Below are 24,406 nucleotides of genomic sequence, written 5' to 3'. Positions count from 1 at the left end.
GATGCGCGTGATGGCCCAGATCGCGATGGTGATGAACCTCGACAAGTGCATCGGCTGCCATACCTGTTCGGTCACCTGCAAACAGACCTGGACCAACCGCGGCGGCGTCGAGTACGTGTGGTTCAACAACGTCGAGACCCGCCCCGGCCAGGGCTACCCGCGCCGGTGGCAGGACCAGAAGGCGTGGCAGGGCGGCTGGCGGCTCAACCGGCGCGGCCGGCTGCAACTCGCCTCCGGCGGACGGCTGCACCGACTGTCCCGGATCTTCGCCAACCCCAGGCTGCCGACCATCGCGGACTACTACGAGCCGTGGACCTACGACTACCGCAACCTCACCGATGCCCCGCTCGGCGACGACATCCCGGTGGCCCGCCCCCGCTCGCTGCTCAGCGGCAAGCCGATGGAGATCACCTGGAGTTCCAACTGGGACGACAACCTGGGCGGCACCGCCGAACTCGGCCACCTGGACCCGATGGTGGTCAAGACCCGGGAGAAGGTCGCCGACAAGGTGCGCTTCGAGTTCGAGCAGACCTTCATGTTCTATCTGCCCCGGATCTGCGAACACTGCCTCAACCCCTCGTGTGTGTCCGCGTGTCCCTCGGGCGCGATGTACAAACGCGCCGAGGACGGCATCGTGCTGGTCGACCAGGACGACTGCCGCGGCTGGCGCATGTGTGTCACGGCCTGCCCGTACAAGAAGGTCTACTTCAACCACAAGACCGGCAAGGCCGAGAAGTGCACGATGTGTTACCCGCGGATCGAGGTGGGTCTGCCGACGGTGTGCTCGGAGACGTGCGTGGGCCGGTTGCGCTACCTCGGCGTGCTGCTCTACGACGCGGACGCCGTGCTCGCGGCCGCCTCCGTCGCGGACGAAAAGGACCTGTACCGGGCCCAGTTGGGTGTCTTCCTGGACCCCGCGGAACAGGCCGTGCGGCGGGCGGCCGAGGAGGCCGGCATCAGCCACGAGTGGATCGAGGCGGCCCGCCGCTCGCCGGTGCACGCGCTGATCGCCAAGTATCGGGTCGCGCTGCCCCTGCACCCGGAGTTCCGCACCATGCCGATGGTCTGGTACATCCCACCGCTGTCCCCGGTGGTCGACGCGCTGACCTCGACCGGCTTCGACGGCGAGGAGGCCGGCAACCTGTTCGGTGCGATCGACACCCTGCGGGTCCCGCTCGAATACCTCGCCGAACTGTTCACCGCCGGCGACACCGCACCGGTACGCGCCGCGCTGGAGCGACTCGCGGCCATGCGCTCCTACATGCGGGCGATCAACCTCGACGAGGAACCGGACGAGGCGGTGGCCGCCCTGGCCGGCCTGACCGGGACGCAGATCCGGGAGCTGTACCGGCTGTTGGCGATCGCCAAGTACGACGAGCGGTACGTGATCCCCAGCGCGGCGATCGGCGACGCGCGACGGCTGGAGGAATCCGCGCTGCCCGAGGGATGCAGCCTGGACTTCGAGGGCGGGCCGGGCATGGGCGGCTCCGGCCCGTTCGGCGAGGCGTCCGGCGCCCCGGTGCCGGTGAGCGTGGAGAATTTCCACGCCCTGCGCGACCGGGGCACCGCCGACCGACCCGCCGACACCTCCGGCCGCGGCGGGCGCGTCAACCTGCTCAACTGGGACGGCAACGGGCGGCCGGCGGGGCTGTTTCCCGAACGCGACCGGGCGGACGGCGACCCGGGGGGCCGCGAGCCGGGGGACGGCGCGCGATGAGGGCGCTCGGCGACCGCATTCGAACTCGGGGCCAGGCCCGGGTCGAGGCCCGGATTCGGGCCCGAACCGACGACCTGCACACCACGGCGGTGATCCGTCAGGCCGCCGCGTTGTGTCTGCACTATCCCGACGAGGGCTTTCACGCCCGGGTACCGCTGCTGCGGGCCGCGTTGGCCCGGGTTCCGGGTCCGGCGGCCGACCGGCTGACGGCCTTTCTGGACGACGTGTGCGCTCGGCCGCCGGCCGAGTTGGCCGCGCACTACGTGACCGTCTTCGACCTGCGCAACCGGCGCAGCCTGTACCTGAGTTGGTGGCGCGAGGGGGACACCCGGCGGCGCGGTGCGGCGCTGGTGAACTTCAAGCAGGTCTATCGCGAGCACGGTCTGGAGTTCATCGGCTCGGAACTTCCGGATTTCCTGCCCGCGGTGCTGGAGTTCGCCGCCACCGGCGGTCCCTCGGCCGCCGCGGCGGGCACCGCGCTGCTGTGCGAACACCGGCCCGGCATCGAGTTGTTGCGCTTCGCCCTGCTCGACGCGGACACGCCGTACGCGGGCGTGCTCGAAGCGGTGTGTGCGACGCTGCCCGGCGCCTCGCCCGGGGACCGCGCCCAGGCCCGCGCCCTGGCCCGAACCGGACCGCCGCGCGAGGACGTGGGACTGGACAGCTATCGAGCCCCGGGAGTCGGCCGATGAACACCATGTTGTGGGCGGTACTGCCGTATCTGGCCCTGGTGGTCCTGGTCGGCGGGACCGTCTGGCGCCATCGCTACGACAAGTTCGGCTGGACCACCCGCTCGTCCCAGCTCTACGAGTCGCGCCTGCTGCGGATCGGCAGTCCGCTGTTCCACTACGGCCTGCTGTTCGTGGTCGCCGGTCACGTGGTGGGTCTGTTGATCCCGCAGTCGTGGACGGACGCGGTCGGCATCGGCGAACACACCTATCACGTCGCGGCCACCGCGCTGGGCCTGGCCGCCGCCCTGGCGACCATCGCCGGCATCGCGCTGCTGATCCGGCGCCGGCGCAGCACCGGGCCGGTCTTCCTGGCCACCACCCGCAACGACAAGCTGATGTACCTCTTCCTGGCCGGCACCATCCTCGCGGGCACCGCCGCCACCGTGTGGAACACGGTGGGCCCGCACGAACACAACTACCGCGAGACGATCGCCCCGTGGTTCCGCAGCCTGTCCTACCTTCGGCCGAAGACCGAGTCGATGGCCGCGGCACCGACCACCTACCAGGTCCACGTCGTGCTGGCGATGGTGTTGTTCGCGCTCTTCCCGTTCACCCGCCTCGTGCACGCCTTCAGCGCGCCGGTGGGCTACCTCTTCCGCCCCTACGTCGTCTACCGCACCCGCGACCCCCGGCCGGCGGGCACGTCCCGCCCGCGCCGCGGCTGGGAGCGGGTGGACCAGTGACGACCGGGCCCCGGCCGGTCGGGGTGGGCCATCGGCGGCGGGATCAGAACGAGCCGCCGGCGTCCCCGCCCCAGCCGCCTCCGGCGTCTCCGCCCCATCCACCGAAGCCGCCGCCGGCGTCGTTGCCGAACCCGCCGAAGCCGCCGTCGCCCATTTCCGACGCGCCCGCGTCGGCGGGGTAGCCCATGTTCATCGATGCGCCGAGCGTGGTCCCCAGCAGCAGGCCCGGCAACAACATGCCGCCGTACCAACCGGCGGCCCACGGACCGTAGGCGGGACCGGCCTCCCAGTAGGGGCGACGACCGCCGGGGCCCGGCACCTCGCGAATCTCCGGATCGAGACCGTCGTCCAGGCGCGCCGCGTCGGCGGCGCAGACCGGTACGTCGCGTTCGGCGCCGTCGGCCGGGGCCCAGCGCACGTCCCGCACCGAGGGCCCGTGCCGCGGGTCGAAGAAGCACGGCGGTCGGCGCTGCGGGAGCGGGGCACCCTCGCGTCGGGCCGCCAGGGCCGCGAGGGCGAATCGTCCGTCGTCCAGGGCCTCGCCGACCGCACGCACGTCCCCCGCTTCGCGGGCCGTCGCCAGCGCCGACTTCGCCCGCTCGTAGGCGTCCAGGGCGCTCGTCCAGTCCGCCCGCATCGCGTCGTCGGAGTCGGCCGCGCCCGGATCGAAGGCGGCCCGCTCCAGGGTCTCGCCGTAGGCGGTGATGTCCTCGTCGACCACGGGCCGCACCTGCTCCAGTTCCCGCCGCGCCCGCTCCGCCCGACGGGCGTTCGCCCGCCTGCGCACCAGCAGGATCGTGCCGGCCCCGGCGGCGATCACCACCGCGACCACCGCGAGGCCCGACCACGCCGAGGCACGCCCCTCGCGTGCGGGCGCCGAGCCCTGCCCCGCTTCGGCCACGGCTGCGTCGACGAAGGCGGTGAACAGACCCGGCCCGTCGCCCTGGTGCGCGGCCTGCGCGTCGCTCTTGAGCGTGGCGAGCCGCGCCCGGGACAGGACCGACGCGTCGGCCGCGGCGTCGAAGGTACGGCCCACGGCGATCGCGTACACACCCGGTCGCCCCACCTGCTCACGCAGACCCGACAACACCGCCGCCCGCGAACCGGCCGCCGCGAGCGGCGAATCGGCCGGCACCGCGACCACGAACACCGGCTTCCCGGAGGCCCGAATCCTGGCCCGCAACGCGTCGGCGGTGTCACCGGGCAGCACCTGCGCGGCCGCCGGAACGGTGTACACGGGGTCACTCCGCAGCGCGTCCGCGATCGCCCCGATCCCGCCGCCCGACGCCGCCTGCGCCGACACCGGCGCCGACAGGACCGTCAGCAGGGCAGCCAGGAGCGTCGCCACGACGCCGCCAGCCGCCCACCCCGACCGGCGCCTGCGACGACATACACCTTTTGCCATGATTTAAGGCTACTGCCGTCGGCCGAGGCACCCGGAAGCCCCGAGGCCGCCCCGTGTCACCCCCGGGCGCGGAGCGTGCCCACGGGAAGGTCCAGGAGGCGCTCGGCCGTGGTGATGGTCATGTCGCGCAGGGCGGGGTGGTCGAACGGCACGTCGTCGTTGGTGTAGGCACCCAGGCCGTCGATGTTGACGAGGATGTGCAGGGCCACGCCGAGTGGGTCCTCGGTGGTGAACTCGCCCCGGCGTACCCCCTCGTCGATCAGGGTGGCGAGGGCGTCGCGGGTGAGTTCCTCCTGGGCCCGGACGGCCGCCCGCAGGCCGGTCTTGAACCGGCTGACGTGGCGTGCGTTGAGCCAGAGGCGGCTGAGGTCGGCATAGTCGCCGTCGGTCAGGCGGGTGAGGAAGCGGGCGAGTCGGTCGATCGGGGCGAGCCCGGCCTCCTCGCCCGGCAGCAGCGACGCACGCTCCTTGGTCGCGGCGTGCGTGAACGACTCGCTCACCAGGTCGTCGGCGGCCGGGAAGTAGTGGCCGATGAGCCCGGGGCGCACGCCCAGCTCGTCGGCGACGCGGCGCAGGGTGATGCGTTCGAGTCCCTCTTCGAGAGCGATGCGCGCGGCGATCCGCACGATCTCGGCGCGCCGCTCCTCGGGAGGCTTGCGAATCCGCGTCGGCGGGGGGCTTGACGTCATATCGACCACCCTATTGGATGTGTGGCCAATACCCCATTGGCCACGCGACCAATAGCAGTGGCTGCCAGAGGTGTGCCCCCCGAGAGGTCTCGACGTATGAACCACGCACTCCCAGCGCCGCCGCCCGACGCATCCGCCACCGATCAGGTCGGCCGCCCCGAGACCCGAGGCATCGCTCAGGTCCCCGAGGCCGAGCGCCACGGGCGACCGCGCGAACTCTTCGCCGTCTGGGCCGCCCCGAACGTCAGCTACCTGAGCTTCGTCGTCGGCGCGACGCTGATCCTGATGGGGCTCTCGCTGCCCCAGGCCATCGGCGTCACGCTGGTCGCCAACCTGCTGTGGATCTGTACGGGCGTGCTCGCGGTGAGCGGCCCGGCGGCCGGTACCAGCGGATCGGTCGTCTCGCGCGCCGTATACGGCGTAGTGGGCAACCGGGTCGTCCTGGTCCTCACCGGATGGCTGATCGCCTCCGCGTATCTGGCCCTGAACTGGTCGGCCGCGTCCGTCGCCGGCATCGGCCTCGCCAAGCGAGTCGGCCTCCCCGACAACTCGACCGTCGAGGCGGTGATCGTCTGCACGATCGCCGCCGGCACCCTGCTCATCGCGATCTTCGGTCACGCCACGATCGTGCGCCTGTACGCCGCTCTCAGCGCGTTCCTCACCGTCGTCTTCGTCGTGGTGACCGGCTACGTCCTGGCCCACACCGACTGGTCCTACACCCCCGCCGAACCGCTGCACGGCGTCGCCCTGTTCGGCACCCTCACCGCGGCCTTCACCATCGTGGCCTCCACGCCCCTGTCCTACAGCAACAGCCCGGACCTGGCCCGCTACCTCCCGCGCGATGCCAACCCCGTCGCCATCGCCGGCTGGACCGCCCTGGGCGCGTACCTGCCCAGCGTCGTCTTCACGAGCGTCGGCGCCCTCGCCGCCACCGCCCTGGACATGAGCGACCCCCAGCGCGCGCTGGAGAGCATCCTCCCGGGCTGGTTCATCCCCCTGTTCGTCATCGCCGTCGTCGCCAACACCATGGCCAACAACGGCATGACCGCGTACAGCGCCGGCCTGGCCATCCAGTCCGTCGGCGTGCGCCTGGCCCGGGTCCCGGCCGTCCTGATCATCGGCGTCCTGGGCACCACCATGACGCTCTTCGCGACCCTGGTCTTCGACTTCCTCACCAGCGTCAACACGATGCTCGAACTCGTGGTGGTGGTCACCGGTCCGGCCATGGCGGTGGCCGTGACCGACCTGCTGCTGCGCCGCAACCGCTACGACGGCGCCGCCCTGCTCGCCGAACGACGCGACGGCCCGTTCTGGTACACCGGCGGCGTGCACCCCGCCGGCGTCCTGGCCATCGTCGGCGGCGGCCTCATCGCCGCGACGAGCGTGACCACGACCTTCTGGACCGGCCCCCTCGCCGCCGCCGCGGGCGATCTCGACCTGGCCATTCCGGGCGGGATGCTCGGCGCCGCGGCCATCTACCGGGGCGTGGCCCGCGCCCAGGGATCGATCCCGCGCGGATGAACCGCACCCCGGGCAACCGGGCCGGCTCCGCAGCCGACCGAACCGCGAACACCCCGACCAAGAAAGGGAACCGACCCGTGCACGCCGACGTCATTGTGCTCGCCCGACACGTCGAACACCTCCGCACCGACGCCGATCCGAAGGCGGACGCCGACCCGGACCCGCGCGCGAACGCCGTGGCGATCCGGGCCGGCCGCATCCTCGCCGTCGGCGACACCGGCACCGTCGCCGCACTGCGCGGCCCCGCCACCGTCGTGCACGAGTTCCCGAACGCCACCATCCTGCCCGGCCTGGTCGACGTGCACGCCCACCCCGTGTGGGGATCCATCTCGATCGGCGGCGGTGTCGACCTGTCCGGCGCCCACACCCTCGACCGGGTCTGCGAACTCCTCGCCGCGGCCGTCGCCACGCATCCGCACGACGCGTGGATCACCGGATACGACCTCGACGTCAACGCCTTCCCCGGCGAGCCGAACGGCGCGGTGCTCGGGGAACGCCTCCCCGGCCGCGCCGTCTCGCTGATGACCCGCGACGCGCACGCGCTCGTGGTGAGCCCGCGCGTCGTGGAACTCGTCGGCCTCACCGGCCACGAGACGTTCACCGACGCCTCCTCGATCGAGGTCGGCCCCGACGGCCGCCCCACCGGATACGTGGTCGAACTCCAGGCGATGGACCTGGTGTTCGCGCACTACCCCGACGTGCCCGTGGACACCGCCGCCGAGTACGTCGGCCGCGAGCTCGAACGCCTGGCCCGGGGCGGCCTCACCGGCCTGCACGCCCTGGACTTCGCCGACCCCTCGGAAGCCGTCTATCGACACCTGGAAGAACACGGCGACCTGCCGGTACGCATCCGCTGCTCCCCCCTGGTGGCCGCCGACTCCGGCCCGGACGCCTGGCAACATGTGGTCGGGCTGCAGGGCCTGCACGGCCGGCGCTGGCATGTCGAGGGGGTGAAGTTCATGCTCGACGGAACCGCGGACAACGGCACGGCCTGGTTCGAACACCCGGACACCCACGGCGAGAACTGCGAACCGCTGTGGCGCGACGTGGACGCCTACCGGGCCGCGATGCGGTTCTTCGTCGAGCACGGCATCCCCACCGCCACCCACGCGATCGGCGACCGGGCGGTGCGCTTCGCGCTGGACGTCATCGAGGAGATCGGACCGGTCCCCCGAGCCCCGCACCGCATCGAACACGTCGAGTCCATCCCCGACGACCTGCTCGGCCGGTTCGCCGAACTCGACGTGGTGGCAAGCCTGCAACCCGCGCACGGCACCCGACACACCCGCGGCGACGGCACCGACAACTGGTCGCGGCGGATCGGCCCGGACCGCGCCGCGCACGGCTGGCGCACCCGCGACCTGGTGGACCACCGCGCCGTCGTGGCACTGGGCTCCGACTGGCCGATCGGCCCGGGCGACCCGCGGGTGGGCCTGGCCGACTGCCAACTGCGCCGCCCGGTCGAGGAACCGGAGACCAGGCCCGTACAGCCGGAGCAGGCGCTCACCGCTCGTGAGGCGTACACCGGCATGACGCTCGCCGCCGCCCACGCCGGCGGCGCTCGCGATCGACTCGGCCGGATCGCCCCGGGTTACCTCGCCGACCTCACCGTGCTGGCCGCGAACCCGCTCGACCTCACTCCCGAGGCCCAGGCCGACAATCCCGTACTCGCCACCGTCGTCGACGGCGACGTACTCCTGCACACCGACCTCGCCGAGGAGCGCCCGTGACCGTCGCAGCCGACCCCCGCCCCGGACCGCGCCTGCATGTCACCGTCGCCGACACCGACCCGCGCAACCGCGGTATCGCCCGCGGGCAGGCCCTGCGCGCGGGCATCCACGGCGCGATCGAGATCTACGACCGGCTGTTCGCCCTCGGCGGCATCGGTGCCACCCGGGTGCGCGACGACGCCGAGCGTGCCCTCGACGCGATCGACGCGTTCCGCCCCGGCGTTCGCGCCGAGATCGAGGGCGTCGCGCACGGCGCACACGTGCCGCCGTGGCGCGTCGCGGCCCTGAACGCACGCACCGAGATCCTCGCCCGCAGCACGACGGTGCCCCCGGGCGAATGCACCACGCTGGTGCGCCGGTTGGGCTCCGCCGACTCCCCCGCCGCCCGCACCTTCGGCATCCAGACCTGGGACTGGCACGTCGAACTCGCCGACCACTGGCACACGTTCGCCTCGCGCGGCGGCAGGCACCACGTGGTCGGCCTGACCGAACACGGCATCCTCGCCAAGATCGGCATCAACAGCGCCGGCCTGGCCCTGCACTTCAACATCCTCGGGCACGTCCGCGACGGCGTCGGCGGCATCCCCATGCACGTACTCGCGGCGATCGTCCTCGAAGAGGCCGCCGACGTCGCCGAGGCACGCGAGATCGTCCGCAGCGCGCCGATCGCCTCCTCGGGATCGTTCGCGCTCTTCGACCCGGACCGGGCGGTGCTCCTGGACCTGAGTCCCGCCGGCGTCTTCCCGATCGAACCGGACGACGGCGTGCTGTTGCGCACCAACCACTTCCTCACCCCGATCCCCGCGGCGAACGAGAAGACCTGGCTCTACCAACCCGACTCGATCGAACGCCACGACTTCGTCCGCGCCCGGCTCACCCGGCGGGGCGCGCCGAACACGCCCGACGAACTGGTGGGCCACCTGATCACCGGTGCCGGCGAACCGCCCGTGACCTGCGTCCCCGACCCGGACATGCCGCTCGGCCAACGCTGGGCCACGCTGGCCACCGTCGTCCTCGAACCCGCCGGCCGCACCGCGCGCGTCCTCGACGGCACACCCGCCGACGCCGCTTCCCGGACCTGGCGCACGCTCACGGCGTGACGTCCCCTCGCCCGGGGCGCCCGCGGGCGTCCCGGGTCAGCGGGGGCGCATGCGGGCGGCGAGCATCGCGATGTCGTCCTCGCCCGTCTGGGGAGCCAAGCCGAGCAGGACCGCGTCGAGGAGGTCCTCCAGAGCGCCGGCCGTGGGTGGGCGCAGGGCCGCGAGGCCGGCGAGCGAATCGTCGATGTCCCGGTCCCGGCGCTCGACCAGGCCATCGGTGTACAGCAGCAGGGTCTCGTCGGGCAGCAGCGCACGGGTGGCCTGTTCGTAGCCGCCGACACCGGTGCCCAGGGGCGGGCCGGTGGGGATCTCGACGAGTTCGACGGGCCGGCCGGCGGCGATCAGCGCCGGGGGCAGGTGGCCGGCGCTGGAGAACGTCCAGCGCCGGCGCCCGGGGTCGGCCAGCGCGAGCAGGCACGTGGCGGGGCGGGCCGACTTCTTCTCGTCGATCAGTGCGTCGAGTCGGCGCAGGATCCGGTGCGGGGGCAGGTCCATCGCCGCGACCTGGCGCAGCGTGGAGCGGTAGTTGCTCATGTCGACGGCGGCCTCGATGCCGTGTCCCATCACGTCGCCCATCACCAGGAGGGTGCGGCCGAAGGACAGCCGTACCACCTCGTACCAGTCGCCGCCGACCACCGAGGTGCTTCCGGACGGCAGATAGCAAAAGGCCACGTCGAGGTTGGGGTGGGGTGCACCGGGTTCGGTCAGGAGTGCCCGCTGCAGCTCCACCGCGATGCCCTGGGCCTGCGTGTAGCGGCGCGCGTTGTCGATGGCGACCGCGGCGCGGGCGGCCAGGTCCTGCACGAGGCGGATCACCTCGGCGGTGAAGTCGTGGGCGGAATCCGGGGCTCGGGCGAGCAGCAGGACGCCGACGATGCGGCCGTGCGCCATCAGCGGGACGGCGAGGGTGGTGTCGATGCCGGCGGCGCGCAGCGCGGTCGCGGTATCGGCAGGGTCGTTCGACGCGGGGCCGGCGGGCCCGGGCGTCGTCACCGGCACGCGGGTGTGCAGGCTTTGTCCGACCGCGGACTCCGCCCCGTGTCGTACGGACGCGCCCGGCGGGGCGAGCGAGGGGAGCCGGGTACGCAGGCCCGGGACGCAGGCCAGGGCGGCTCGACGCAGCCGTGCCCGGCCGGGCGGGAGCACGTCGGCGGGCCCGGCGGCATCGGGCGGGACGAGGTCGACGATGGCCAGGTCGGCCATCGCGGATACCACGAACTCGGCCAGTTCGGCGCAGGTGGTGTCGATGTCCAGGGTGCTGCCGATCCGCGTCGTGGCGGCGTCCAACAGGGCCAGACGGCGGTGGGCCGGGTCGGCTTCGGTCACGGCGGCGACGATACCGGTGGCACGGCCTCGGATGTCGACCAGCCATCGACACAAGCGGACAAAATGGGGCATGCAACCCATCGTATGCCGACCCGTTCCGGCCGATCGGCCACCGCCGATCCAGCGGGCCCGGTCGACACACCCGGCCCGATGAAGGCGGCGGCAGGGCATCGCGACCCCGGCAACGGCAACGGTCGGCTCGGACCGGGAAGATCGTGGCGCGCCGGGGCCGAACCTCTGCGTCGGCGCCACGGTGACGCTCCCGGTCGGAGCCGAGGCACCGCACCACCGTTGCCTCACGCCCCTTCCCGGCGCACCGCGCGAACTACCGCCCGGAGCTGCCGCCTTCACCGATCGCGAGGGCGAACTCGCACACGCCGAGCGCCCTTTCACTCCCCCGCCGCCCCACGACTCACCCACGGGCGGCGGTGTCGGTGGCCGCGCTCAGGTCGTGGCGCGACGGGCCTGCCGCACCTCGTGGTGGACCGCCCAGGCGTCGCCGAGCGGGCCGAGGTGGCCGAGTTTGTCGGGGTTGCTCACCCCGCGGATGGTCCGGATCCGCCCGTCGACCACCTCGACGACCATCGTCTGCAGGATCCCGCCGTCCCGGTCCCGGATGATCACGCCCGGTTCGCCGTTGAGCTCCGCCGGCTCGAACCGTACGTCGACCCGAAGCAACCACGGACCGAACAGCCCCAGCAGCCGGGCCACCTTCTCCGCACCCACCACGATCCTGGCCAGTTGCGGGGCCTTGCCGCCGCCGTCCCCGACCAGTTGCACATCCGCGGCCAGCAGATTCTGCAGCCCGCCCACGTCGCCGTCCTTCAGCGCGTCGAAGAACCGCGTCGCCAGCTCCCGCCGTTCCCCGCGGTCCGCTTCGAACCGCGGCCGCCCGGCCTGCATGTGCCGCCGGGCCCGCACCAACAGTTGCCGACAGGCCGCCTCGGAACGCCCCACCGCCGCGGCGACGTCCTCGAACCCGAAGGCGAAGACCTCCCGCAGGACGAACACCGCCCGCTCCAGCGGACTGAGCCGTTCCAGCAACACCAACGCCGCCATCGACACCGAGTCGGCCAGCTCCAGCGAGCGCGCCGGGTCCTGGTACGGATCGTTCAGCAGCGGCTCGGGAAACCACGGGCCGACGTACTCCTCCCGCCGCACCCGCGCGGAGCGCAACACGTCGATCGAGATCCGGGTCACCACCGCCGACAGGAAGGCCTTGGTCGACGTGGGCCGGGTCGCCGAACCGTCGAAGCGCAGCCAGGTCTCCTGCACCGCGTCCTCGGCCTCACCCACGCTGCCCAGGATCCGGTAGGCGATCGAGAACAGCAGCGGACGCAGTTCCTCGAAGTCCTCGACCTTGCTCACGCCGACTCCTCTTCTTCCCCACCGCCGTGCGACCCGTCGTACCTGCCGACGCGGGCGGTTTCCATGATCGACCGCGCCGTCGGCAGGTCACGGTAGCGCCCCCGACCCGGGGCCGAGGCATCGCTCCCGGCCCCGGGACTCGTGCTCCGCCCCGCGCTTTCAGTGCATCTGTCCGGGCTGGTAGTCGCCGGCCGGCTGCCGGGTGATGATGTTCATCCGGTTCGCCAGGTTCATGAACGAGATCAGCAACACCAGCGCGACGAGCTGCTCCTCGTCGTAGTGCTTGGCGGCGCTCGCCCACACGTCGTCGCCGACACCGCCGGCCGCGTCCGCGACCCGGGTCCCCTCCTCGGCCAGCTCCAGTGCGGCCCGCTCGGCCTCGGTGAACACCGTCGCCTCCCGCCACGCCGCCACCAAGTTCAGCCGCAGCGCGGTTTCCCCGGCCGCGGCGGCGTCCTTGGTGTGCATGTCGATGCAGACGGCGCAGCCGTTGATCTGGCTCACCCGCAGCGACACCAACTCCAGTGTCGCGGCCGGCAGCGCCGAGTCCTTCATCGCCTTGCCCGCCGTCATCAGGTGCTTGAAGACCTTGCTGTCGGTCGCCCCGGCGAAGAAGTTCAGTCGCGCGTCCATGGTGTGCTCCCTCGTGGTCGTTCGCTGCCTACACACCCTGAGACGAGGCGACCCGTTCCCCTGTGACACGGCCGAATGTGACCTGCGTCTCCCACCGACGGCGCACCCGCGGTCGGCGTGTTCACCCGTCTCCCCGGTGGGGATGCGGGCGGGGACGGGTCGGGCCATCATGAAGACCGCCCGAGGAGAAGGCGGCATATATCCATGATTGTTGCGGAAAACCTCACCAAGAAATACGGCACGAAGACGGCTGTGGACGACATCAGCTTCGAGGTTCACCCCGGACGGGTCACCGGGTTCCTCGGCCCCAACGGTGCGGGAAAGTCCACCACCATGCGGATGATCCTGGGCCTGGACCGGCCCACCGCCGGCCGGGTGACGGTGGACGGTCGGGCCTACCGGCACCTGGTCGCGCCGATGTTGGAGGTCGGGGCGCTGATCGACGCCAAGGCCCTGCACGGCGGCCGAACCGCCCGGGACCACCTGGTGGTCCTGGCCAAGTCGAACGGCATTCCGCTGTCCCGAGTGAACGAGGTGCTGGACACGGTCGGCCTCGCCTCCGTCGCCCGGAAACGCTCCGGCGGCTTTTCCCTGGGCATGGGTCAGCGCCTGGGCATCGCCGGCGCGCTGCTCGGCGACCCCCGGGTGCTGCTCTTCGACGAGCCCGTGAACGGGCTCGACCCCGAGGGGATCCTGTGGATCCGGAACCTGATGAAGCGCCTGGCGAGCGAGGGCCGCACGGTCTTCGTCTCCTCGCACCTGATGAACGAGATGGCCGTCACCGCCGACCATCTCCTGGTCATCGGGCGCGGCCGGATCCTGGCCGACACGGGCGTGGCGCAGTTCATCACGGAGAACTCGATCAGCCACGTGAAGGTGCGCTCGCCGCAGGCGGACCGGCTCGCCGAGCTCGCGAGGGCCGCGGGCTGGGAGGTGACCCGGGACCCGGCGGGTGCGCTGCTGGTCCAGGACGTGAGCACCGACCAGGTCGGTGACCTGGCCGGGCACAACGGGCTGTTCCTGCACGAGTTGGCGAAGGTCGAGGCTTCGCTGGAGGAGGCGTTCATGCGGCTCACCGCCGACAGCGTCGAGTACCACACCGGCGGCGCGCCCCGGGAGGCCGACCCGGCCGTCCCGGGTTGGGGTCCGCCGACCACCGCCGACCGGATCGGATGAGGCTGCCATGACGACGACCGTGCCCACCGCGGCCAAGCACCCACCGCGGCTGACCTTCGGCCGAATCCTGGACTCCGAGTGGGCCAAGATCACGACCGTGCGCTCGACCCTGTGGACGCTGCTCGCCCTGTTCGCGGTGAGCGTCCTGATCAGTTGGGGCATCGCCGCCCTGGCGGCGGGCGAGGTGGCCAAGGACGTGGCCGCGGGAAAGAAGAACGACGCCCCCGATCTGCTCACCGTGGGCGTCGCGTTCGGCCAGATCGCCGCGCTGGTGCTCGGGGTGATGTCGATGACGGCCGAGTACTCGACCGGCATGATCCGCACCAGTCTGACCGCGGTGCCCTGGCGCGCCTCGATGCTCGCCGCCAAGGCGTTGGTCCTGGCCCTGGTCCTGTTCGTGGTCGGGGCGGTCACCGGGTTCTGCTGCTACTTCCTGGCCAACCTGATGCTGGAGGCCAAGGACATCGGGGTCGACATCGGCGATCCCGGCGTGGTTCGGGCGCTGATCGGCACGGGTCTGTATCTGGCCGTGCTGGGCCTGTTCGGGATGGCGCTGGGCGTGCTGCTGCGGCATACCGCCGGCGCGATCACCCTGGGCATCGCGCTGATCTTCGTGGTCGGCGGCGTGGTGGGCCTGATCCCCGGCAAGACCGGCGACTGGATCGCCAAGCTGATGCCCGCCAACGCCGGCAGTCAGGTGATGTCGGTCCGGGCCGGGGACAAGATGTTGCAACCGTGGCCGGGCTTCGCGGTCTTCGTGGCCGAGACCCTGCTCCTGCTGCTCCTGGGCACGCTGTTGTTGGAGAAGCGCGACGCGTGATCGCCGCGACCGCGACCGGCCCGCCGACCGCGCGTTCCGCTCAGGACACGTCGGCCAGGAAGCCGGTCACGGTCGCGACGTACTGTTCGGGGTGCGTCGAGTGCGGGACGTGCCCGGCTCCGGTGAGCGTGGCCACCCGCGCGTGGGCGATCGCGTCGGCGAGCCTGTCGATGATCCCGGGGAACCACGGCGGACTCGCGGTGCCGTGACTCAGCAGCACCGGGGCGGTGAGGTCGGAGATCGCGGCGAGGTCGATCGAGGCCCAGCGCGGATCGTTCTGCTCGTCCAGGAACGTGGCGGCGTTGCCGATGAAGGTCTCGCGTACCGGATCGGGCAACCGTTCCCACATCCCGGGTCCGAGCGCGACCTCCTCGACGAACCGGTACGCCGCGCCTCGGTCGTCGCCCGCGCGCAGGCTCTCCGCCACCGCGTCGATCCGACCCTGCGTCTCGCGGATCAGCGGTGCGAGTTGCGGATCGCCCGCCACGATGTCGAGCAGCGGCGGCTCGTGCGCGACGAGACTGCGGAACAACTCGGGCCGGCGGGCGGCCGACCCCAGCGCCGTGGAGGCGCCGAAGGAGTTCCCGACCACGTGCGCGGGCGCCGGGTCGAGCCACTCCAGCAGCGCCGCCAGGTCGTCCTCGTCCTGGACGCGCGAGCCCGGACCGGCCGGGCCGGTGCTGCGGCCGTGGCCCCGGCGGTCGTAGGTCACCACGCGGTAGGACTCGGCCAGCGCGGGAACGACCGGGCGCCACCCGTCGTGGTCGGTCCAGGAGCCGTGCACCAGCACGAGCGGCACACCGTCGCCCTCGACTTCGTAGTACAGGTCGGCGCCATTCACCCGGGCGTGCGGCATGCCGATTCTCCTCGCTCGATGCACCGATTTCACGTACCACCATCGACGAACCTTTGGCGGGGACACGGCATTCCCGTGCACCGACACCTTCCGCCGGGTTGCCCGCCTCCGTCGACGGGGCCGAGCGGGACCGGTGGCCCGGCCCGGCGCCGGCCGGCTCCGGCGGAGGTGGCGAGCCCGGGAGTCACACCACCCGGGTGGCTCGTAGCAGGCGCCATACCGCTGCCGGCCGGACCCGGTCCTGGAAGGCCAGGTACTCGGGTTCGCTCACGTGTGGGGCCCACTTGAGCTTGAACGCCTCCTGCGTGCGCGCCGGGTAGAGCCCACGCTTGGTCCCCTGTCGGATCGCCCACCCGAGCAGCGCGGACGCACCGGGCACCTCGTGCTCGTCGGCCAGCCCGACGAACGGCGCCAGGCCGAGATGCAGCCAGCCCGCGCCCTCCTCGGTGAAGCGGTTCAACGCCGTGAGGGTGATCAGTTCGTGGGTGCCGACGGGGGCCTGCGGGCGGCGGCGGGACAGGTCGCACAACCACCCGGGGCGACTTCCCCAGGCCGGCGCGTAGGTGATGTAGGCGACGATCTCGTCGCGGTGTCGGGCCAGGAACGTGCGGCGCAGCGGCCCGCCGATGCCGCCGTGTTCGCCGACCATGAAGGACAGTTGCCGTACCAGGCGCCCCTTGTCCCGGAGCCACTCGCGGTCGATCTGCTCCAGGGTGCGTCGATCGGGCAGCGCCTCGGCGCCCACCTCCGTGACGGTGACGCCCTCGCGTCGGGCCCGGGAGACGTTCTGCCGGACCTTGGCGAGGGGTTTGCCGCGCAGTGTGAAACGGGACAGGTCGACGCCGTAGGAGACCCCGAGCTGGTTGACCGCGAAGCCGCGATCGGCGTAGAGCGCGATGTCGTGCGACCGAAGCTGGACCGCCGTCAGTGCCTTGCGTCGGCCGGGGCCGCTGCCGAGCATGTGCAGGTACTCGTCCAGCAGGGCGCCTCGTTGCCCGGGCGCCGCGAAGGGGCCGCCGAACTGGATGTGCTGCCGCCGTCCCGGCAGATGGGCGACCAGGCCCGGGACGCCGCTCCCGTAGTAGTGCCGCGTCCGGGTGTTGACCGCCAGGAAGGCGCTCGGATGGTCGGCGTGGGCACGCAGCACCTCGATCGGGTTCCGCTCGCTCGACTCCGCCGCGGCGGCCCGCCTCGCCTCCTCCGGGCGACCGTCGGTCCGGGGTCGATGCTCGCCGATCACGCCGCCCTGCTCCGGCAGCACACCGCTGCGGCCGTCGCTGTCCGTACCGTTTTCCCGGCGCCGGTCGATCCGGACGGAAGACGGCTCTTCTGTGCCGAAGGTCATGGCTTTCCTAAGCTGAGGCGGTCATTTCGCAAGGACAAACGAGCCGTTCGGACGTGCTGACACGCCCTCGCTCCGAAATCGCCGGGAGTTTCACTCGATTCGGAGTTCGTCGAGGTCGCACCGGTCACGGCGGATCGTGGTGGGTGGCCGAGGACGGGGCGATCGGGCGAACACGCGTCGAGCCGGACGCCGGTGGGCGGGATCCCTGGGGAATCCCGCCCACCGCCGTCGATCGTGCCCCGGTACCGCTACGGGCGATTCTCGACCGTGATCGCGTCGCCGTCCGAGTGCACCACGAGTTGGTGCCGGGTGTCCGGACGGTCGGACAACCAGGCGACCCGGTTCGCCACGTCCACCACGACCCGGGCCGGGTGTTCGCCGTGGGCTCGGGCCACGTGCTCACGCATCGCGACCTCCTCCGCGTGCAGCCGGGCCGGGGCCCCGGCCGGCAGGCCGTAGACGTAGGCCAGCCCGCCGGTCGGCCAGTCGGCCTGTTCCAGGACGGCCCGGTCCAGCCGGCTGGCCTCGCCGACCACCTGGGACAGGCTCATCTTCGGTGCGGCTCGGCGCTCCAGGAGGAACGCCCGCCGATCCGCGCCGGATTGCAGTTCCAGCACGCTCGGTGGCGAGACCATGCTGACGTTGCGGAACGCGGCACACAGCCGGTCCCCCGCCAGGACCTGGAAGTCGACGAACAACAGATCGCCCTCGGCTCCGGCCGGACGCGCCTCCACCCGCAGGTGCCCCTCGGTGGGGAACGGGGCGAAGAGGTCCATCCGGACCAGGCCGTGTGGATAGGGCACCACGTTGGGCCCGACCTGGGGGTAGGGCAGCCAGAACACCCGGTCGGCGATGATGTGCGTCGCCGCGTCGAGCAACCCCGGATGGGTGAAGGTACCGGGCACGGAGCCCCGTCGCGCGTCCAGGATTCCGACCGCGCCGGCGCTGCCGTAGCCGACCTCGGTGAGGTAGCGGAAGGCCGGGCCGTGCGGCAGGCGGTTGGTCAGGTACGGCAGTTCGGCCTGTCGGGCGTCCGTGAGCGGCGGCAACGGAGCGGGCGTGTCGGGTCGGTCGAACGTGATCGTCGCCTCGGCGACGAGTTCGAACCGGGACAACGCCTCGTTCCGGGCCGGCCGCCACATCAGCAGGCTGACGTGCACGTCCCGACCACGATCGGGCAACGGCTCGACCCGGGTGAGCAGTTTGGTCGGACTGACCACCGGGATCCAGCGCTGAAGGCGCAACTCCCGCAGTCCGGTGGCCTGTAGACCGGTGTAGGTACTGGCCGCCCGGAACAGGTGGTCCACCGTGCACATCATCGGCAACACCGGCAACGTCCAGGTGGGACAGTGGTCCAGCACCCACGGATCGCCGTCCGGGCTGACCACGAACTCGTGCTCGGCCGGGCCGGGTTGCGGCGTCGGGATCGGCGCGACGACCTCGGTGACCGGTGCGGCCGGTTCGACCGGTGCCGCCGGCAGGATCGGGCCGCCCGGCCCGCCTTGCCCGACCTGCGGGCTCGGCACCGGCGCGGTGTCGGCCGGACCCGCCGGCTCCGCCACGAGCGTGTGCGTCTCGGCCCGCTGCGGCTGTTGGAACAGGCCGGCGACGTCGAGCAACGCCCGGGTCGCCTGCCGCTGCACCTCCAGGAACAGCAGGTGGTTCTCATGCCGGGTGTTCAGGAACTGTAGGTGCGATCTGCCCACGACTCGCTGGTGGGCGCTGAGCGCGGTCGGTACGAGGGTGTCCTCGACCGGTACCGGCACGTCGATCGGGGCCGGCGCCGCCACCGGAGCCGGAGCCGGAGCCGGGACCGGCACCCGGGTCGCCACCGGCGCGGGCACCGCGATCTCGGCCGCCGGCACCGCGCGGGCCGCGGGCAGCGCCACGAGTTCCCGCGTCGGTCGCGCGTCCTGGAGCCGAAGCACCGTCCGGAGATCGAAGAAGGCGATGCTGGACAACCGCCGCGCGGGCGTCTGTCCGGCGGCCCGGCGGCCCAGGGTCGCCGAGCCCGTCGCGGCCGGAGCCGTATCCCCCGCGGTCAACAGGAGTTCGGCCGCCGACGCCCCGAGCGGGGAGACGGTCACCTTCGCCGTGGCCAACTCCGGCCGCGGCAGTGCCCGGGCGCCCACGACCGGCACGCTGCGGTGGTACAGCGCCACGGTCGCACACGCGACGCCGAGCAGGCCGGCGGCGCAGTGCGGGCGACCGAACAGACCGGCCGGATCCAGTTCGGCCGGCGCGTTCGACGACGGTTCGAGGTCGCCGACCACCAGGTCGACGGCGGTCGGCGCCGGGCCGGCGGCCCGGTCCTCGGCCTGCGGGTCGATCAGGGCGAGGATGGGATCGCCGTCCCGGCGGGCGTGGTCGAGGCGCTTCAGCGCCAGCACCACGGCCGCGTTGCCCTCGGCTCCGGGGAGTCCGAGGTCGCGTACCACCGCTCGGTGCACCACGGTGGAGGCGAGGTCGACCGCGCCCACCAGCGCCGCGTCGCTCGCCCCGCTGCCGATCGCGTCGACCGCCAGGTCGAGCGCGCGGATGCCGGAAGCCTCCTCCGCACAGACCGCGACGCTGGCGTCGGTCAGCCGCAGTTGCGCACTGATCCGGTTGGCGGCGATGTTGCCCAGGCCCCCGAGGGACCACGGCGGGCAGTTCAACGGGTCGGCGACGCGGTCCTCGGAGGACGCCTCCGCCGCCGCCGACCGGCGGGCCTCCAGCGTGGTGCGGTTGTGCCAGACGGAGAACTCGGCGTGCACGGTCGCGCTGCCGACGCCGACGAGCACCATGGTGCGCTCGTCGGGCAGTGTCACCGCGCGGGCGGCATCGCGGGCGGCCTCCAGGACCAGCAGGTGTTCGCCGGAGGTCTGCAGCATGTCGTTGGGCGGCATCCGCAGGCCGTCCACCCGCAGTTCGACCGTACGCGGTGGCCGCAACCTGGGCTCACCGCCCAGCAGGGCCTCGACGAAGTCGCCGGTGGTGTCGCCGTCGCCGACGCGGGCGCCGAGGCCGACGATCGCCACCTGGTGCCGCCGCCGTCCGGCGGGGCCGGGCACGGCCACGCCGGGGAAGGAGGTGGCCGCCCGGTCGGCGGTGTTCCAGGCGTCCACGACCAGGTGTGCGTTGACCCCGCCGAAGCCGAAGCCGCTGACCGCGGCGCGCCGCAGCCCCCGCCACTCCTCCGGCCGGGCCAGCGGCCGCAGCGGTGTGCCGCGCATCGCCTCGTTGGCCTCGTCGGCACCCACCGTCGGCGGCAGCGTGCCGTGCTCCATCGCGCCCAGCACCTTGAGCAGGGCGGCGCCGGACGCGGCGGTGAGCGGATGGCCCAGGTTGCCCTTGACCGAACCGATCGGCAGATCCGTGCGTTCGCCGAAGATCCGGGCCGCGCAGCCCAGTTCCACGGTGTCCCCGACGGCGGTGCCGGTGGCGTGGCATTCCAGCAGGGACACCGTCTTGGGGTCGATCCCCGCGGCCTGGTAGGCCAGGCTCATCGCGCGTTGTTGCTGACCTCCGTCCGGGACGAGCATGCCGCCCCGGCCGCCGTCGTTGGTCGCGCCGATGCCGCGGATCACGCCCAGTACGGGCACGTCCGCGCTCAACGCGTCCTCCAACCGCATCAGCGCGACCATCGCGGTCCCCTCGGCGGGGACCAGGCCGTCGGCCTCCCGGTGGAAGGGCCGCGAGCGGGCGCTGGGGCTCAATGCCCCCAGCCGGCCCATGCCGTGGCTGATGATCTCGGGCGCGCCGCCGTTGAGCGCCCCGGCGACCATCAGGTCCGCCTGCCGGAAATGCAGCTTCCGGCAGGCGAGTTCGATCGCGTACAACACCGAGGCGCAGGCCGCTTCCAGGACCACCGCGCCCGCGCCCAGGGCGAAGGCGCGGGCCACGAGTTGTGCCGGGAGCCCGAAGCAGAACCGGCTCATCGGGATCGGCGCGTGCCGGCCGTGCCGGGGCCAACCGGCCCCGACCTCGGCAGGCTGGGAGCGCAGCCAGACGTCCTCGGCGTAGGCGACCATCGACGTGGTCGGACAGGAGATGTTGCCCAGCACCAGGCCGGTGCGTCGGTGCAGGCCGAGCCGATCGACCTCGGCGAGCGCCTGCCGGGTCGCGTGCACGACCCAGCGCACGGTCGGGTCGAGGCCGTTGAGCTGCTCGGCGTCGATGGCCAGGCCGGACGGGTCGAAGCGCTCCTCGAACCCGGTGACGTGGCCGAATACGGTGCTCGCGGGGTCGGCCCCGCTCCACTGCGGCCCGGCGGTCGGGCGGTCGATGGAGAACGGGGTCAGCCGGACCGCGCCGGAGACCACGGTGTCCCACAGTTCGGCGGGATTGTGTGCCCCGGGCAGGACGCAGCCGCGTCCCACGATGGCGATGGCGGGGAAGTCCATGCCCCTCACGCGTCCGTCGAGATCAGCGCGGCGGCTCGGTTGGAGGTGGACAGGTCCGGCCGGTAGACCATCTCGACGCCGCGGAGTACGGCCAGGACCCGCTCCGCGCCGTCCTGTTCGACGGTGAGCCAGATGTCGCACATCGCGTTGTCGGTGCCCTGCACAACGCTGTGCACGGTGCACTTCACCGGCCCCTCCACGGCACCGGTCGACAACACGAGCACCTCACGGATGCCCATCGGCAGCGACTGCACGCTGGCCGAGGACAGCACCCACAGGCAGGCCATCTGGAGCGCGCCGTCCATCACCGCGGGGTCGGTCTGCCAGGTGTCCTGCGGCCAGTCGAGCTTTCGTACTCCGACCAGGTCCGAGGCCGCTCCGGTGGAACTCAGCCCGGTGATCGTGTGGATGGCGTGAAAGCGCGGGCCGTGGAAGAGCATCGCCCCGTCGTAGACGGCGCTGCCCGGGTGTACCTCGAAGCTCTCGTCGGCGGGTTCCGCGGTCGGGGCGGTCGGCACCGCTCCCTCGCCCGGACCCGCGAGGGCCGCGTAGTGCAGGGCGCCGTCGAGGCTCTTGAGTTCCAGGCGCAGCGGCGCGTCGGCGTGGCCGCCGTCGGGGCGCACATGCACCCGGAGGCGGGTCTCCTCCGTCCCGAATCTGTCCAGCGCGATGGTGCGCAGCACGCGCAGGTCGCGCACCAGGACCGAACCGTGGTCGGGCAGCGCGGTCCGGGCCGCTCGGGCGAACCATTCCAGGACCAGTGCCACCGGCACCACGGGGCGTCCGGCAATGGTGTGGTCGACCAGGTAGGGGTGGGTTTCGGCGCCGACGACGATGTCCGTGACGTTCGTGGCGTCGCCCGCGTCGCCGGCGGGGCCGGCCGTGCCGGCGGCGATCGAGACGCAGGCCGGGCCCGGCTGTTCGAGTTCGGTCATGAACGCCTTGACGCCGGCGGTCTCTTCGAGGAGCGGTACGCCGAGTCGGCGGAAGTGTTCGGCGTGGGCGGGGGAAACCATGCCGGCGGCCCAGGGGCCCCAGGCCACGGCCTTGACCATGGATCCGGGACGGTGTGCCGCCTCGGTCGCGGTGATCTGCTCCATCGCCTGGTTGGCCGCCGCGTAGTCGCATTGCCCTGCGGTGCCCAGTCGCGCGCTGACCGAGGAGAAGGCGCACACCAGGCGCACCGGGTCGGCGGCGGTCAGTTCGAGCAGGGTGCGGAATCCGCGCACCTTCGTGTCGTAGACGGCGGTGAACTGGGCCTGGGTCTTGGCCGAGATGTTGCTGTCGGCGATCACCCCGGCGGCGTGGATGATGCCGGTGATCGGGCCCCAGTCGCGGCGTACCTCGGCCAGCGCGTCGAAGACCCGCTCACGGTCGGTCGCGTCGGCGGTGACGTATCGGGTCTCCGCGCCGGCCACGGCCAACTGCTCCAGGGTGCCGCGGATCTCGCGGGAGGCGAGTACTCGGCCGGAGGCGTGGGCGAGTTCGGCCAGGGTCGGGGTCGCGCCGGTGCGCTCGTCGCGACGGCTGCCCAGGATCTGCCGGATGGCGCTCTCGTCCGCGGCGCCGCGCAGCTCGTCGTCCTCGTCCACGGGGCGGGTGCGGCCCAGGAGCAGGAACTTGGGCCGGTGGGTGCGGGCCAGGGCCAGCAGGCAGGACGCGGTGATGCCGCGGGCCCCGCCGGTGACCACGACCACGGGGTCGGCCCCGAGGTCGAGCGCTCGCGGTGCCGCGACCGGTTCGGTGGTGCCGCGCAGGAGTGCGCGCGAGCCGTCCGCCGCGAGCGCGACGTCGGTGGTGTCGTCGCCGTGCAGGAGCTCGGTGGCGATGGCCTGGGCGATGTCCTGCGGGGCGCGCGCGGCCCGGTCGATGTCGATCGTCTTGATCGAGGCGTGCGCCCACTCGTTCGCGGCGGTGCGGGCGAGCGCGGCGATGCCCGCGCAGCCTTCCCGGCCGCGGTTGCCGGAGGTGCCGAACGCGCCGCCGGTGTCCTGGACGACGACCAGGACGCCGCCTCGGCGGTCCATCGCCTCGGCGATGGTGTGCAGGGTCGTGAAGACCTCGCGGGTGGGGGCGTCCGGGTCCTGCTCCGGGTCGATCTCGCGCAGGCCGGCGAGGGCGATCACGGCGGTGGAGTCGGCGGTGACCCGGTCCGCGACGGTGGCCTTGATGCCTTCGCGGCGCAGGGTCTCCGCGAGGCATTCGGCGACGCCGGTGCCGTCGTCGGTGATCAGCAGCGGTTGTTCGCGCAGGCCCTTGAGCGGGGCGCCGGTGGCGGGCTCGACGGGTACCAGGGCGGTGCCGGTGCGCAGCACCGTGAACTGCGGTGCCACGTGCTTGGCCTGCGCGGGGATCTGCTCCTGCGTCCGGACCACCGGCGCGGCGGGGGCGGCGGCCGGGGCCGGCGCGGGGGCGCCCTGGGGGGTGCGCAGCGAGGTGATCTTGTCCGCGATGGCGGCGATGGTGCGCAACCGGGCCAGGTCGGCCGGGTCCACATTGGCCTCACCCGGGAAGTGATCGCGCAGACGGGTCAGGATCTGCACCCGCTTGATCGAGTCGACCCCCAGGTCCACCTCCAGGTCCATCTCCGGCGTGAGCATCTCCACCGGATAACCCGTCAACTCCGCCACGATCGCCAACGCCACCTCGGCGCCGCTCTCCTGAGCCGCAGCGGGAGCCGGAGCCGGGACGAGGGCCTGCGTGGGGGCCGGCACGGCGGCGCCGTCGGGGGTGCGCATCGAGGTGATCTTCTCGGCGATGGCGGCGATGGTGCGCAACCGGGCCAGGTCGGCCGGGTCCACATTGGCCTCACCCGGGAAGTGGTCCCGCAGACGGGTCAGGATCTGCACCCGCTTGATCGAGTCGACCCCCAGGTCCACCTCCAGGTCCATCTCCGGCGTGAGCATCTCCACCGGATAACC

Annotated in this window: 17 protein-coding genes; 8 read left to right on the top strand and 9 right to left on the bottom strand. The window is 72.6% G+C overall.

Annotated features, from left to right (window positions below; genetic code table 11):
* Position 1: 1 nt before the first annotated feature.
* The 3 genes from narH to narI are packed head-to-tail and all read left to right on the top strand — an operon-like array spanning position 2 to position 3,131.
* Complete coding sequence (gene narH, locus ABZ374_RS29585; protein ID WP_360316569.1) at positions 2–1,717, top strand: nitrate reductase subunit beta; 1,716 nt, start codon at positions 2–4, stop codon at positions 1,715–1,717.
* Complete coding sequence (gene narJ / locus ABZ374_RS29580; RefSeq protein ID WP_360316567.1) at positions 1,714–2,409, top strand: nitrate reductase molybdenum cofactor assembly chaperone; 696 nt, start codon at positions 1,714–1,716, stop codon at positions 2,407–2,409. Before narH ends, narJ begins: the two co-directional genes overlap by 4 nt.
* Positions 2,406–3,131 (top strand): respiratory nitrate reductase subunit gamma, encoded by a 726-nt coding sequence (gene narI, locus ABZ374_RS29575; RefSeq protein WP_360316565.1) that lies wholly within the window; start codon positions 2,406–2,408, stop codon positions 3,129–3,131. Before narJ ends, narI begins: the two co-directional genes overlap by 4 nt.
* 43 nt (positions 3,132–3,174) lie before the next feature.
* Here the strand turns inward: narI and ABZ374_RS29570 are convergent, their stop codons facing one another.
* Together ABZ374_RS29570 and ABZ374_RS29565 are read right to left on the bottom strand one after the other, a co-directional pair.
* Positions 3,175–4,479: a hypothetical protein gene (locus ABZ374_RS29570; RefSeq protein ID WP_360316563.1), complete on the bottom strand. Its 1,305-nt coding sequence runs from the start codon at positions 4,477–4,479 to the stop codon at positions 3,175–3,177.
* Positions 4,480–4,592: 113 nt separating this feature from the next.
* Complete coding sequence (locus ABZ374_RS29565; RefSeq protein WP_360316561.1) at positions 4,593–5,225, bottom strand: TetR family transcriptional regulator C-terminal domain-containing protein; 633 nt, start codon at positions 5,223–5,225, stop codon at positions 4,593–4,595.
* A 96-nt stretch (positions 5,226–5,321) separates the two neighbouring features.
* Between ABZ374_RS29565 and ABZ374_RS29560 the strand changes: the two genes are divergently transcribed.
* The 3 genes from ABZ374_RS29560 to ABZ374_RS29550 all read left to right on the top strand — a co-directional run bounded on the left by ABZ374_RS29560 (position 5,322) and on the right by ABZ374_RS29550 (position 9,576).
* Entirely contained in the window at positions 5,322–6,746 is a 1,425-nt protein-coding gene (locus ABZ374_RS29560; RefSeq protein ID WP_360316559.1) for a cytosine permease, read from the top strand.
* A 77-nt stretch (positions 6,747–6,823) separates the two neighbouring features.
* Positions 6,824–8,476, top strand: coding sequence for an amidohydrolase (locus ABZ374_RS29555; RefSeq protein WP_360316557.1), 1,653 nt, complete (start codon positions 6,824–6,826; stop codon positions 8,474–8,476).
* On the top strand, positions 8,473–9,576 hold the full coding sequence (locus tag ABZ374_RS29550) for a C45 family peptidase (protein ID WP_360316555.1): 1,104 nt from the start codon (positions 8,473–8,475) through the stop codon (positions 9,574–9,576). The genes ABZ374_RS29555 and ABZ374_RS29550 overlap by 4 nt, the downstream gene beginning before the upstream one ends.
* Before the next feature lie 36 nt (positions 9,577–9,612).
* On the opposite strand, the gene ABZ374_RS29545 is transcribed toward ABZ374_RS29550, so the two are convergent.
* The 3 genes from ABZ374_RS29545 to ABZ374_RS29535 all read right to left on the bottom strand — a co-directional run bounded on the left by ABZ374_RS29545 (position 9,613) and on the right by ABZ374_RS29535 (position 12,903).
* Positions 9,613–10,902, bottom strand: coding sequence for a GAF domain-containing SpoIIE family protein phosphatase (locus ABZ374_RS29545; protein ID WP_360316553.1), 1,290 nt, complete (start codon positions 10,900–10,902; stop codon positions 9,613–9,615).
* A gap of 444 nt (positions 10,903–11,346) precedes the next feature.
* Positions 11,347–12,270: an RNA polymerase sigma-70 factor gene (locus ABZ374_RS29540; protein ID WP_360316551.1), complete on the bottom strand. Its 924-nt coding sequence runs from the start codon at positions 12,268–12,270 to the stop codon at positions 11,347–11,349.
* Between the two features lie 159 nt (positions 12,271–12,429).
* Complete coding sequence (locus ABZ374_RS29535; protein ID WP_360316548.1) at positions 12,430–12,903, bottom strand: carboxymuconolactone decarboxylase family protein; 474 nt, start codon at positions 12,901–12,903, stop codon at positions 12,430–12,432.
* Positions 12,904–13,107: 204 nt separating this feature from the next.
* On the opposite strand from ABZ374_RS29535, the gene ABZ374_RS29530 reads away from it, so the two are divergent.
* Complete coding sequence (locus ABZ374_RS29530; RefSeq protein ID WP_360316546.1) at positions 13,108–14,079, top strand: ATP-binding cassette domain-containing protein; 972 nt, start codon at positions 13,108–13,110, stop codon at positions 14,077–14,079.
* Positions 14,080–14,086: 7 nt separating this feature from the next.
* Positions 14,087–14,899 (top strand): ABC transporter permease, encoded by an 813-nt coding sequence (locus tag ABZ374_RS29525; RefSeq protein WP_360316543.1) that lies wholly within the window; start codon positions 14,087–14,089, stop codon positions 14,897–14,899.
* Between the two features lie 40 nt (positions 14,900–14,939).
* On the opposite strand, the gene ABZ374_RS29520 is transcribed toward ABZ374_RS29525, so the two are convergent.
* From ABZ374_RS29520 to ABZ374_RS29505, 4 genes are all read right to left on the bottom strand, one after another.
* The gene (locus ABZ374_RS29520) at positions 14,940–15,755 is read right to left on the bottom strand and encodes an alpha/beta hydrolase (protein ID WP_360316540.1); all 816 of its coding nucleotides are present in this window, start codon (positions 15,753–15,755) and stop codon (positions 14,940–14,942) included.
* A gap of 184 nt (positions 15,756–15,939) precedes the next feature.
* Positions 15,940–17,100 (bottom strand): DUF2156 domain-containing protein, encoded by a 1,161-nt coding sequence (locus ABZ374_RS29515; protein ID WP_360316537.1) that lies wholly within the window; start codon positions 17,098–17,100, stop codon positions 15,940–15,942.
* Between the two features lie 248 nt (positions 17,101–17,348).
* On the bottom strand, positions 17,349–21,485 hold the full coding sequence (locus ABZ374_RS29510) for a beta-ketoacyl synthase N-terminal-like domain-containing protein (RefSeq protein WP_360316535.1): 4,137 nt from the start codon (positions 21,483–21,485) through the stop codon (positions 17,349–17,351).
* 5 nt (positions 21,486–21,490) lie between these two features.
* Positions 21,491–24,406, bottom strand: a 2,916-nt coding sequence (locus ABZ374_RS29505; RefSeq protein WP_360316533.1) for an SDR family NAD(P)-dependent oxidoreductase, incomplete at its 5' end; no start/stop codon positions are given.

Origin of the sequence: Embleya sp. NPDC005971 (assembly GCF_040629175.1) — a bacterium.
Taxonomy (GTDB): domain Bacteria; phylum Actinomycetota; class Actinomycetes; order Streptomycetales; family Streptomycetaceae; genus Embleya.
Note: the sequence above shows the minus strand (reverse complement) of the source record. Positions and strands in the feature narration are given on the sequence as shown.